Source organism: Oleiphilus sp. HI0086, from assembly GCF_001635225.1.
The window spans coordinates 1-11,940 of record NZ_LWFZ01000725.1; the positions used below are offsets into that span (position 1 = coordinate 1).

Consider the following 11,940-nt stretch of genomic DNA (forward strand, 5'->3'; position numbering starts at 1 on the left):
AAGACCACTTATTTACCAGCAGAAGTAGCGAGAAGAGAAGTTAAACATGGCAAACATATTAGTTGTTGATGACTCTGCATCAATGAGACAAATGATCAAATTCACCCTCGAGATCGCCTGACACAAAGTGACCGAAGCAACTGACGGTTTACAGGGTTTGCACCAAGCAAAAGATAATGCTTACGAGTTAATCATATCGGATGTAAATATGCCCAATATGAGTGGCATTGAGATGACAGCTGAGGTGCGTGCGCTTGGCTCGCATAAGTCTACACCCATTCTGTTACTCACAACCGAGTCAGGTCTTGATAAGAAAACCGAAGGCAAAAAAGCGGGAGCAACCGGCTGGCTAGTTAAGCCATTCGACCCGGAGCAGCTTACCAAAATAGTTAATAAGGTACTCTAGTCTATCGGGTACTCGTTAGCGGTTTGATGCTTCACAAATGAGCGTTTGTTTTTTAAGCACGCTCATTCTTTTTATCTCTACCTCTCTCTTAGTAGCCTCTGAGCGACTCTCAAAATCTTGAGAATAAACGATCTCTCTAGGTTCATGACCACGGAAAAACTTGGCGCCCTTCCCCGCCTTTTTCTCAAACATTTCGCAATGTTCTTTAAATCGCCGATCAATATCCGTGCTGATGCCGGTATATAGTTTTCCACAGGATGTTCGGATCATGTAGACCTGCCAAGACATCAATAAGCCTCTAAATTCATTATTCAGTTAAATATACACTAATTAACCACGGCGATGCGTAGCCGGAGTCATTCAGCTTATATCTTACACCACAACGACGCTCTGTTCTTGAGTGTACCCAAAGCAAGCACTATAATGCAGCCTCTGCAAACAATTGGATAACTCAATGTCGGATCAGCCTTCGCAAAACTCAGCAAATGACACCCAAGAAACAAGCCAGCTCGATGAAACGAAAAGGGCTGAATTCAACCGATTGTTTTGGCATAGCCGCCGAGGAATGCTCGAACTTGATGTGCTGTTAGTGCCATTCTTGAAAGAGGCCTACTCTACTCTTCCTGAAGATGACCAAGCCCGTTTTAGAAACTTATTAGATTGTGAAGACCCCGATCTTTTTGCTTGGTTTATGCGTAACGGAGCACCAGAAGACCCGGATCACGCTCGCATAGTTAAGATTATTCTTGACCGTGTTCAGCCAGACTAAAGTTCAGTTTATACCGTCCAAGTTACTTGCGGGAGTAATTTTGCTCCCGTATGCCGCGGCTATTTTTCTTAGCCTTACTCACGAAATTTATCTGCCGCTAAAAGTTTCTATCTGCTTGATATGCACACTAGCTGGTTTTTACCATCTGCTAAGTCGAGCTTTGCTTCGCTCTCGCTTTGCTATCACTTCCTTAGTTGTTTCCAACGAGAACCTTAGTATTTACTTTTCGAACGAAGATGCAATCAACGGACAAATACTTGGAAAAAGTTTTATCTCCAGATATCTTTGCTTACTTACGGTAAAACATGCTCCTCTTATTGATAGTCGCCTAGCCTTTATTAGTGCGTACACAAGTAAATCTCATATATTAGTTACACCTCTAAACCTTGAGTGTCCAGATTCATTTAGACGTTTTCGCGTCTTTAGCAAATTCGGCAATATCAATATAAAGCACCGCGATGCTGTATAATCGCTAAATACTAAAAAACTAATTACAACTGACAGTTACCACATTATGACTCACATGTTTATCAATCTACCCAGTCGTTTTATCAGCATCACTGGTGAAGACTCAGAAAAGTTTCTTCAAGGTCAATGCTCTACTGATATCAACTCCCTAGATTCGAACCATTTCTCTTATGGCACCCTGAACACACCCAAGGGACGTATATATGGCTTGTTTAAAGTTGTACGGATTTCAAATGGTTTATTGCTGTCCGTAGATGAAAGCTGCTTTGAACATATCCTCAAGACCTTAAGCAAATACGCAGTTTTCTTTAAGTGCGAACTCAAAGAAGCTAACTTTCACTCTTATGGTTGTAGCACGCCATCATTAGCAGTTATATGTGAGCGCTACCCTGAATTGGCCGCATTAAAAGCCCCCGAAGACAATTCAAACAAAGCAGGTGATGACAACACCCTGTTAATAAGACTACCCGGTAAGCAAGGCCTTTTGGAGTTCTGGTCCCAACAAGTACCCGATGACAGCTGTTCAGATACTGAGGCCCTTGAAAACTGGCTGGCGAAAGAAACTAAAGCAGGTATTCCACAAGTATTTTCTGCCACACAAGAACAGTTCATTCTTCAGGAGCTGAATCTACATGAATTGGGTGCAGTCAGCTTTAAAAAAGGATGTTATACCGGACAGGAAATCATCGCCCGTATGAAGTTCTTAGGTAAGCTTAAAAAGCGCATGTGTTTACTTGAAGGAAATGGCACTGCCGCCGATCAACTCGAGCCAGGTGCCGATGTGTTTATTAAAACTATCGAAGGTTTGCCCAAGAAAGTCGGTAAGCTCGTCCGAGCCCATACATTGACAGATACGATTATTACTGCTTTAGCTGTGCTAAACAAGGAACAAGTCGATACAGGTGAGACAACGTATATCGGCTCCGACCTGGATACTGGGTTTATTGTGTCTGACCTTAGTTATTCTTAAGAAAACTATAACGAACTCAGGTTTTTTACTTCGTTCCGATAATTTCTAGAACAAAAGCGTTTTGCTCTGCTATAACTAATGAGTAGATGAAAAACATCTTGAATCGAGGTATTCATGTCAGAAATTGGTCAGAAGATAAAACAAGATATATTGGAAGCAATTGAGAACGACACTATTGTCTTACCAACGCTTCCTGAAATTGCTTTAGATGTTAAGAGAATCAGCGAAGACGAAGATTCGGGGTTATTCGACCTGATCGACGTTATTAACAAAGATACTGCCTTATCAGCACGCCTACTCAAGGTTAGCAACAGCCCTTTGTTTCGCGGTGCAAATGAAATCACTACGCTAAACATGGCAGTAAACCGCTTAGGCATGCAATATACGAGTAATCTTGCAACAGGCCTCGCAATGGAGCAGATGTTCCAAGCAACTTCAGAGATGATCGACAAGCGTATGCGCGAGACTTGGGAGCGCAGTACCGAAGTAGCGGGTATATGTAGTGTGCTCGCACGGCAGCACCCTCATCTGGCTGCAGGCCAAGCGACGTTGGCCGGACTCGTTTATTCCATCGGTTCTTTGCCGGTCCTTAAGTACGTTGAAGATAACGACGTTCAAATAAATAGCGTAATGCTCGACAACCTTTTGGATGAACTTCAGCCCATCGTGGGTCAGAAGATATTAGAGAAATGGGACTTTCCATCCGAGCTCAAACCTGTACCCAAAGAGTGTGTTAATTTCACTCGAGAAGTTGAAAAAGCGGATTACGCCGATTTGGTCATGGTTGCCATGCTACACAGCTATGCTGGCTCAGAACACCACTATGTAGAGATGGACTGGTCGCACATTACAGCGTTTGAACGTATTGGCGTTGACCCAACTATGGACCCGAATGCAGATGAAGACCTAAGTGCTGAAATGGAAGCAGCAATGGCGTTGCTAAATGCCTAATAGAATAAGCAGGCCTAAGACATAAAAAAAGCCGATCACTTGATCGGCTTTTTATTAGATAAATACTTAATTTTTAAACAACAGACGCCCAGTTTATTGGCTGTTTACCATTATCTATCAAGTATTGATTTGTCCTTGAGAAATGGCGACAGCCAAAAAAACCACGATAGGCAGAAAGCGGCGAAGGGTGCGGTCCTTCCAATACAAAGTGCTTCTGACGATCAATCAGCTTACCTTTCTTTTGGGCATAACTCCCCCAAAGCAGGAAAACAACACCAGACCGTTGCTGATTCAGCAACTCAATAACCCTGTCAGTAAACGTTTCCCAACCTTTTCCTTGGTGGGCACCAGCTCGAGCCTGCTCAACCGTCAACACCGCATTCAGCAATAGCACACCTTGATCGGCCCAAGAAATTAGATTTCCTGAAATTGGAATCGGCATGCCTGTATCCGTGTTGAGTTCTTGATATATATTACGTAATGAAGGCGGTATTGCTACACCCGGCTGAACCGAGAAACACAAACCATGCGCCTGCCCAGGCCCGTGATACGGGTCCTGCCCGATAATAACAACCTTTACCTCTTCAAAAGCGGTATGATTCAGCGCATTGAAGATTTCGGAGCCTTGCGGATAAATAATTTTACCCGCAGCCTTTTCGCTGCTTAGAAATCCACGTAAAGACTGCATGTAAGGCAGGGTAAGCTGGTCGCCGACAACTTGCTGCCAGGACTCACTCAGTCTACCTTCTTTTTCTGAACCTTCAGCCATCATATGAAACCCAAACAATAAGCCCCTTATTAAGATACTGGCTTCATGTGCGGGAACAAAATAACGTCTTTAATGGTTGGGCTGTCGGTAAATAGCATCACTAGCCTATCAATACCGATACCCTCACCTGCAGTAGGTGGCATACCGTATTCAAGAGCCTGGATGTAATCTGAGTCGTAATGCATCGCTTCATCATCACCAGCATCTTTTTCTTCAACCTGCTTGCGGAAGCGGTCAGCCTGGTCTTCAGCGTCATTAAGCTCCGAAAAGCCATTTGCCAATTCACGGCCGCCAACAAAGAACTCAAAACGGTCAGTGATAAATGGGTTGTCATCATTTCGACGCGCTAATGGAGAAACTTCCCATGGGTAGGCAGTAATAAAAGTAGGCTGATCGAGCTTTTCTTCAGCAGTCTCTTCAAAGATTTCGCATAACCACTTACCTGCACCCCAGGCAGATTGCTTAGCATCTTCTCTAATACCGACCTGGCGTCCATAGGCAATCATTTGCTCCAAGTTATTTCCGGCGTCGTTGATGATAGACGGCTCAAAGTCTGGATTGTACTTAAGCACCGCTTCGGCCATTGTCATGCGCTCGAAGGGTTTGGCAAAGTCATAGACCGTCTCGGAAATCACTTCGCCATCTGCATCTTTCTTAGTTGATTTAATGTCAGTTGTACCCAGTACATCCAAGGCGATAGTACGCAGCATGTCTTCAGTAGTATCCATTAAGTCATGATAAGTTGCGTAAGCCTGGTAGAATTCGATCATTGTGAATTCAGGATTATGACGGGTCGAAAGACCTTCATTTCTGAAGTTACGGTTAATTTCAAACACTCGCTCAAAACCACCTACAACCAAGCGCTTCAAGTACAATTCTGGCGCGATACGCAAGTACATACCGATATCCAGTGCATTGTGATGCGTTTCAAAAGGCTTAGCCGTTGCGCCACCAGGAATGGTTTGCAGCATCGGTGTTTCAACTTCCATAAAGTCACGATCACTTAGGTATTTACGAATCCCCTCAATAATCTTGGAGCGAACCATAAACAAATCGCGAGTTTCCTGGTTGATGATCAAGTCAACATAGCGCTGACGATACTTAGTTTCCTGATCCGCCAAGCCGTGAAACTTATCCGGTAAAGGGCGTAGTGCCTTAGTCAGGATAACCACATCTTCTGCACGTTCTATATTAACAAATAACTCGCCCTTACCCGACTTATGCAGGGCACCCCGTACACCAACAATATCACCTAAATCAAAACGGGTTTTGTAGCCAATTTCTTTTTGAATATCTTTTGGTACGTAATACTGCATACCACCCGATACATCAGAAATCTTAGTAAATGGCCCCCGCTGAAACATGATTCGACCCGCAACAGATACTTGGTTATCCTGTTCTTCTAGCTCTGGCTTAGAGAACTCACCGAACTTTTCTAACAGATCTCCTGCTAAATCTTTTCGCTCGAAGTCATTACGGTGACCATTTGCTGAACAACCATCACGCAGTTCCTTGAGTTTGTTCTTACGCTCAGTGATCAACTTATTTTGGTCTTCAGTGTTCGTAGTATTCTGTTCGTTCGACATATTTTCTTCCAATTACTTATCCATTGCTGCCACCAAAGACGATAGCAGCAAACTAAAAATTAAAGGCCTTGCTTAAGACTGGCTTCGATAAACTGATCCAGGTCGCCATCTAAGACATTATTGCAGTTACTGGTCTCAACATTGGTTCGCAGATCTTTGATCCGCGAAGAGTCCAGTACATAGGAGCGGATTTGACTTCCCCAACCAATATCTGACTTGGTATCTTCCAATGCTTGTGCCGCTTCGCTACGCTTCATCATCTCTAGCTCATATAACTTTGCTCGAAGCTGCTGCATAGCCTTATCTTTGTTTTGATGCTGTGAACGTTGGTTCTGGCATTGGACCACAATACCGCTTGGCTCATGAGTAATACGTATTGCTGAATCGGTTGTATTAACGTGCTGGCCGCCCGCACCACTAGAGCGATACGTATCAATACGCAGGTCTGCCGGGTTAATTTCAATATCGACGTTATCATCAATTTCCGGTGATACAAACACCGATGCAAAAGAAGTATGGCGACGGCTGCCTGAATCAAAAGGAGATTTTCTTACCAAGCGATGGACACCTGTCTCTGTACGTAACCAACCAAATGCATATTCACCGGTAAATTGGATTGTCGCACTTTTGATGCCGGCAACTTCACCGTCGGAGAGTTCAATGATTTCAGTCTTGAAACCTTTCTTCTCCCCCCACCGTAAGAACATACGCAATAACATGCTGGCCCAATCTTGAGCCTCGGTACCACCTGAGCCAGACTGAATATCGAGATATGCGTTGTTTTCATCCATCTCGCCAGAAAACATTCGTCGAAACTCTAGCGTTTCAAGCTTTTCACTTAGCGTGCCAAGCTCATCTTCAACAGCAGAAACCGTTTCTTCATCTTGCTCTTCCACAGCCATATCCAGCAGCTCCTGAGCATCCACCAGACCAACGTCGAGATTTTCTATGGTTGCTACAACAGCTTCTAGATTAGAGCGTTCTTTGCCAAGCGCTTGCGCGTTGTCCGGATCATCCCAGACACTAGGCAATTCTAATTCACGTTCAACTTCTACAAGTCGCTCTTTTTTTACATCAAAGTCAAAGATACCCCCTAAGCGTTTGCACACGCTCAGACATATCTTTTATTTGCTGCACTAGCGGGTTTACTTCCAACATCTATTGACTCACATTCCTTAAAACTGAAAAAAGCGAAATAACACACTTAATAAAGCGCGCCATTCTACCGCTAAGCTAAAACCGCTCCAACCAATTTTTCATTTCTTTCGCAGTTTCCGGCCAGCTTGGCTCTAATAAAATCTCATGCAAAGCCTTGGGAACGATTTTTCTTTGCTTATTAGTCATCTCTAAACGATCAAATAAGTGTTCACTCACCCAGGGCTCAACGAGTTCATCGCCTTCTCCGTGCCATATAGCGATGGGCGTTTTGATTTGCGAAGCCTGCTTGCGTAGCTTAGTAACTGCCGATAAATACTCTGTAAACCAACGTGCACTAACCTTACCGTGATTAAATGGGTCTGTGGCATAAGCGGCAACAACCTCGGGATCAGAACACACCACACTTGCTTCTATGGGATGAGCAAGACTGAGTCTAGGTAGAAAGAAACTCATTGTATTGCCAATAACACGCGTAAACCACGGGACAGCAATTGAAACATCAGCCGCTGGCCCACTTAAGGCTACACCACTGAATCGGCCAGGATACTCTAACAAGTGGTGCAAACTAATCATTCCACCCATCGAATGACCAAGTAAATATTGCTTTTCTTCCATGACTGTAGAACGCAGTGTTTCCAAGTCTTGCGCGTAGTCACTCCAACGCCTTACATGCCCGCGCTTACCTTCAGACTGACCATGCCCTCGATGATCTAGCGCATAGACTGCGTATCCCTGGGAAACAAACCACTCAGCAATGCACTGATAACGCCCTGCATGTTCACTCCAGCCATGCGAAATAACAATCGCAGCTTTAGCATTTTGATTAGGCCAGTAGTAGAAGTTCAGTAGTAAACCATCATCCGTTTCTACCTTTGATTGAGTCGGTGCAAGCCTTGCTACACTCATTCGCTTTGTTTCCTTTATTAGTCTATATACTGAAAATAAGTTTTATTGAATTTTGGAGCAAGTACAGTAAATTATGTTGCCTACTATTTAGCGCCTAAGTGTATCGTTTTTATGGCCGATAGTTTACCCTATTGGCGACCTCATTTCTGACGATTTTTAGCTATGCGCATTTCACTCTCTCATCATGCAAAACAACTCGCTAAGCCCAATACTGCTTGCAGCAACCGGTGCCTCTCCAAGCTCTGCGTATTGAGAGCTGATTCGAATAGTAAGCTAAGTCAGTAACCAAGTATATTGTAATGACTGAATGCCACTCAAAGGGAATATTCAAATGAAATATAACAACATTCTTGAAACCATCGGCAACACGCCGCACGTACGAATCAACAAGCTTTTCCGAGACGATATCGAAGTATGGATGAAGGTCGAACGCTTTAATCCCGGCGGCAGCATTAAAGACCGTATTGGCCTCGCTATGATCGAGGCCGCCGAGAAGTCAGGCCAGATCAACAAAGATACCGTTATTGTTGAACCGACATCAGGAAACACCGGCATCGGTCTGGCTCAAGCAGCTGCGGTAAAAGGCTATAAGCTGATTCTAGTTATGCCGGAGTCAATGTCTATAGAGCGTCGAAAGTACATGACAGCTCTGGGTGCCGAGCTCGTACTAACACCAAAAGAAAAAGGCATGGGCGGTGCAATTGAAACAGCTGCCGAACTAGTTACAAAAGGCAGTAATCACTGGATGCCACAACAATTTACCAATGCTGAAAATGTTGCGATCCATCGCCGTACTACTGCGCAAGAGATTATTTCCGATTTCCCCGATGGTCTTGATTATCTGATTACCGGTGTTGGCACTGGCGGTCATATCACTGGCTGTACAGAGGAACTTCGTAAAGCCTTCCCTTCTATACAATCCTACGCAGTTGAACCCGAAAAGTCCGCAGTGATCAGTGGTTGCGAAAAAGGACTGCATCGCCTTCAAGGTATCGGCGCTGGCTTTATTCCTGACATCATGAACACTGAGATACTGACAGGAACAATTCAAGTATCTGAAGAAGACTCTTTCGACATGGCACGTGAGTGTGCAAAGCAGGAAGGGATTTTTGTAGGTATTTCTTCTGGCGCTACCTTAGCCGCAGTTAAAAAGAAGGAAGCTGAATTTACTCCTGGCAGCCGCATCGTGATTTTCAGTTATGATACTGGCGAACGCTATTTATCGATCGAAGATCTGTTCTAGACCTTGAACCATGAGCGGGGCTTACGCCCCGCTTTGAAATATCCTGGAAATCAAAGCCTATCTTAGTTATTTGGCTTAAACCCGACAGACTTAAGCGGGGACGAGAAGAACTCATCAGCACTCAAGGGCTTGTCAAATAGATATCCCTGCCCAATCTCACAACCCAACTCTTGCAAGAAAGCCATCTGCTCAACTGTTTCCACACCTTCAGCCACTACCTTCAAGTTCAAAGTATGCGCCATGGCAACAATTGCTGCTGTGATCTGCTTGTCATCATTATCGTTGGGTAAGTCCATAATAAATGCACGGTCGACCTTGAGTTTATCCAGAGGGAGCTGCTTAAGGTAGTTAAGAGAAGAGTATCCCGTACCAAAGTCATCAATTGCAATGGTTAGTCCCAAAGACTGCAACTCTTTCAATAAGGAAATCGCATGCTTAATATCGGTCGCTAACAAGGACTCAGTCACCTCAAACTCTAAGTTCTCGGGGTTAACTCGGTGCAAAGAAATTGCCTGAGTAATATCGTTAAGTAAGTCAGGATCACTAAACTGGCGAGCTGACAGGTTGATCGACATTTTAACGTCACTTAGCCCGCGCTGCTGCCAATCGGCACACTGGCGGCAAGCCTCATGAATAATCCACTTACCAATGGGAATAATCAGGCCGTTATTCTCTACCATATCGATAAAGAAAAATGGCGATAACAAACCACGCTTAGGATGCTGCCACCTTAATAGAGCTTCGCAACCAATCAGCTTTCCGGTACTCAAATCCATTTGCGGTTGATAGTGCAATACAAACTCTTCCCGTTCGACAGCATGGCGTAACTCTTCCTCCAAGGCCATACGCGAGTCAGCATCTTTATGGAGCTGATGATTAAAGATATGGTAGCTATTCTTGCCTGAGGCTTTGGCTTGATACATCGCTAGATCGGCGTTTTGCAACAAAGTTGCAGCGGATACACCATCCAAAAGAGACAATGTGATGCCAATACTCGATGATACAGAAAGGCGCCTTCCCTCAATTGCAACGGGCTCTTCCAGAACTCTCAGCACCTTTCTTGCAAGCTCTACAACCTTCTTTTCACTGTGAACACCACTAAGCACAAGGCAAAATTCATCGCCACCGGTACGCGCTGCAATATCAATATCAGAAACACAACTTTTAAGTCGGTCGGCAACCACAGACAATAAGTTATCACCAACCAGGTGCCCTAGGGCATCATTAATGTGTTTGAAGTTATCAAGGTCAAGGTAGAGAAACGCAAACTTTCGCTCAGTTTCATCTTGGCTCTCTAACTTCTTATCAACCAACTCTATCAAATAGGGCCGGTTCGCCAAACCAGTCAAGGCATCGAAGTGAGCCATTTGGTGAAGCTCTTCGGTATTATCACTCAGTTTCTGGTGATAGGCCTCTAACTGAGAGGTTACCTGCAAAGAAGTAGTTTGTAGCTGGCTAATTTCATCAGCAAAAATACGGTTGCTCGCCATGCGCTTAAGCTTGTCTTTTGCTTCTTTATATCGTCCTTGAGGCAATAAAGGAAGCGCCTTGGCTTGCCGCTGCAGAGAACGAATCGGCCGCCACAAAACGAGGAATATCAACAGCATTGAAACAATAATCGCAACTAAGCCAGTTATAACGTGCGTGTGCCGAGCATACTCTATTTGCTCTCTGGCTTGGGTTGTATCAGATATAAATGCAATTAGCGCATTACTACCAACCAATTCAGAGTTAGAGACGAACATAAGCTCATACTGAGAACCTGGTAAATCAATAATGTTGATTAACTGCCCTTCAGCTTCGACAAAGTCACGCCTCCATCGACTTTGAATAGCATGCTGCTGAAGAATTGGCTGTAGTAAAGGCTTATTCGTCAAAGAAGAGAAAGCCAATCCAGTCTTGCCAAACTGTACTGATGCTTCAGAGTTATTATTAACCGGCGTGAGTATCCCGATATCAGATCCGGTGATTCGATTAAAATCTAGCATCATATCTGCTAGTGATACGCTCAGCTGAATAAGTTTAATATCACCATTAATATCTAGAATCGGAGACAGTACAGCTAACTGACAAAATTCAAAACAGATCATTTCTTCGGACGGAGTGCGACTCGTCAAGGTACGCTCAATTACGTCGGAGTTTGGACGAATGCGTTGATCACCCCACTGCCCAATCACTTCGCCTTTTGCATTAAGTAAGGTTGCGCTCTCTAGGGCCCAAGTTATCTGTAAAGACAGCCAGTGCGAATCGAGCTTGTCCTCAATATACGGACCTTCTGACGTTAAATTTGGTAGACCATCAATTATATTAATTAGCTGCAATGAGCTCTTCTTGAGCAAACCGTTATATTCAATAATATATTGCTGCTGGTTCACACTTCTATTATGCGCTTGCAAGGATTGCATTTGCGCTACATTGAAGTATGTAAAAAATGAGATGAACGATAGAAAGATCGCAGCTAGGCCAACTGCGGACTTCCAATATAAACTAACAAAAAGCTGTTTTTTTGTGTCTTGCATTAGAAACGATACGCCACCTGAGCTAAAAACATATTCCAGTGCTTACGTTGTTTTTCCATATCTGGATTTTCTAAGTCAGGCAACCAAAATGTACCATTTACAGCGTGAAACTCGATTGAAAACATCCATTCGAACGAAGGAGCATAACTAATGCCAATAGTGGAGTCTTTAGCAAAAGCATTACGCGCATACCTA

At 44.0% G+C, this 11,940-nt stretch carries 11 protein-coding genes and 1 pseudogene; 5 read left to right on the top strand and 7 right to left on the bottom strand.

Translation table 11 applies throughout. The features are described 5' to 3' along the window. Window positions 1-127 precede the first annotated feature (127 nt). Window positions 128-406: a response regulator gene (locus A3756_RS11890; protein ID WP_068760303.1), complete on the top strand. Its 279-nt coding sequence runs from the start codon at window positions 128-130 to the stop codon at window positions 404-406. A gap of 15 nt (window positions 407-421) precedes the next feature. Here the strand turns inward: A3756_RS11890 and A3756_RS11895 are convergent, their stop codons facing one another. Further along, window positions 422-694: a GIY-YIG nuclease family protein gene (locus tag A3756_RS11895; protein ID WP_068515703.1), complete on the bottom strand. Its 273-nt coding sequence runs from the start codon at window positions 692-694 to the stop codon at window positions 422-424. 166 nt (window positions 695-860) lie between these two features. On the opposite strand from A3756_RS11895, the gene A3756_RS26090 reads away from it, so the two are divergent. From A3756_RS26090 to A3756_RS11910, 3 genes are all read left to right on the top strand, one after another. After that, the gene (locus A3756_RS26090; RefSeq protein ID WP_082865225.1) at window positions 861-1,175 is read left to right on the top strand and encodes a succinate dehydrogenase assembly factor 2; all 315 of its coding nucleotides are present in this window, start codon (window positions 861-863) and stop codon (window positions 1,173-1,175) included. A gap of 514 nt (window positions 1,176-1,689) precedes the next feature. Further along, the gene (locus A3756_RS11905) at window positions 1,690-2,613 is read left to right on the top strand and encodes a folate-binding protein YgfZ (protein ID WP_068553559.1); all 924 of its coding nucleotides are present in this window, start codon (window positions 1,690-1,692) and stop codon (window positions 2,611-2,613) included. 114 nt (window positions 2,614-2,727) lie between these two features. Beyond that, complete coding sequence (locus tag A3756_RS11910; RefSeq protein WP_068515707.1) at window positions 2,728-3,564, top strand: HDOD domain-containing protein; 837 nt, start codon at window positions 2,728-2,730, stop codon at window positions 3,562-3,564. A gap of 73 nt (window positions 3,565-3,637) precedes the next feature. On the opposite strand, the gene ung is transcribed toward A3756_RS11910, so the two are convergent. From ung to A3756_RS11930, 4 genes are all read right to left on the bottom strand, one after another. Beyond that, window positions 3,638-4,351, bottom strand: coding sequence for a uracil-DNA glycosylase (gene ung / locus A3756_RS11915; RefSeq protein ID WP_255374939.1), 714 nt, complete (start codon window positions 4,349-4,351; stop codon window positions 3,638-3,640). Between the two features lie 11 nt (window positions 4,352-4,362). Next, window positions 4,363-5,919, bottom strand: coding sequence for a lysine--tRNA ligase (gene lysS / locus A3756_RS11920; RefSeq protein WP_068553560.1), 1,557 nt, complete (start codon window positions 5,917-5,919; stop codon window positions 4,363-4,365). A 59-nt stretch (window positions 5,920-5,978) separates the two neighbouring features. Beyond that, window positions 5,979-7,077 (bottom strand): peptide chain release factor 2 gene (prfB, locus tag A3756_RS11925; RefSeq protein WP_156490432.1). Its coding sequence is split into 2 segments (ribosomal slippage): window positions 5,979-7,001 and window positions 7,003-7,077, totalling 1,098 coding nucleotides; the frame shifts between segments, so codons are not numbered across the junction. Window positions 7,078-7,152: 75 nt separating this feature from the next. Next, complete coding sequence (locus tag A3756_RS11930) at window positions 7,153-7,983, bottom strand: alpha/beta hydrolase (protein ID WP_068515713.1); 831 nt, start codon at window positions 7,981-7,983, stop codon at window positions 7,153-7,155. A 331-nt stretch (window positions 7,984-8,314) separates the two neighbouring features. On the opposite strand from A3756_RS11930, the gene cysK reads away from it, so the two are divergent. Continuing rightward, window positions 8,315-9,226, top strand: coding sequence for a cysteine synthase A (gene cysK / locus A3756_RS11935; protein WP_068553561.1), 912 nt, complete (start codon window positions 8,315-8,317; stop codon window positions 9,224-9,226). A 62-nt stretch (window positions 9,227-9,288) separates the two neighbouring features. Here cysK and A3756_RS11940 read toward each other — a convergent pair whose 3' ends face one another. Together A3756_RS11940 and A3756_RS27700 are read right to left on the bottom strand one after the other, a co-directional pair. After that, window positions 9,289-11,745, bottom strand: coding sequence for an EAL domain-containing protein (locus A3756_RS11940; protein ID WP_068553562.1), 2,457 nt, complete (start codon window positions 11,743-11,745; stop codon window positions 9,289-9,291). Then, window positions 11,745-11,940: pseudogene (locus A3756_RS27700) on the bottom strand (hypothetical protein); the annotation flags it as partial. The pseudogene A3756_RS27700 and the gene A3756_RS11940, both read right to left, overlap by 1 nt.

Bases quoted from the DNA above. Each gene is read 5' to 3' on its own strand.
- A3756_RS11895 (WP_068515703.1), bottom strand. From the start codon at position 694: ATGTCTTGGCAGGTCTACATGATCCGAACATCCTGTGGAAAACTATAT.
- A3756_RS26090 (WP_082865225.1), top strand. From the start codon at position 861: ATGTCGGATCAGCCTTCGCAAAACTCAGCAAATGACACCCAAGAAACA.
- A3756_RS11905 (WP_068553559.1), top strand. From the start codon at position 1,690: ATGACTCACATGTTTATCAATCTACCCAGTCGTTTTATCAGCATCACT.
- A3756_RS11910 (WP_068515707.1), top strand. From the start codon at position 2,728: ATGTCAGAAATTGGTCAGAAGATAAAACAAGATATATTGGAAGCAATT.
- lysS (WP_068553560.1), bottom strand. From the start codon at position 5,919: ATGTCGAACGAACAGAATACTACGAACACTGAAGACCAAAATAAGTTG.
- A3756_RS11930 (WP_068515713.1), bottom strand. From the start codon at position 7,983: ATGAGTGTAGCAAGGCTTGCACCGACTCAATCAAAGGTAGAAACGGAT.
- cysK (WP_068553561.1), top strand. From the start codon at position 8,315: ATGAAATATAACAACATTCTTGAAACCATCGGCAACACGCCGCACGTA.
- A3756_RS11940 (WP_068553562.1), bottom strand. From the start codon at position 11,745: ATGCAAGACACAAAAAAACAGCTTTTTGTTAGTTTATATTGGAAGTCC.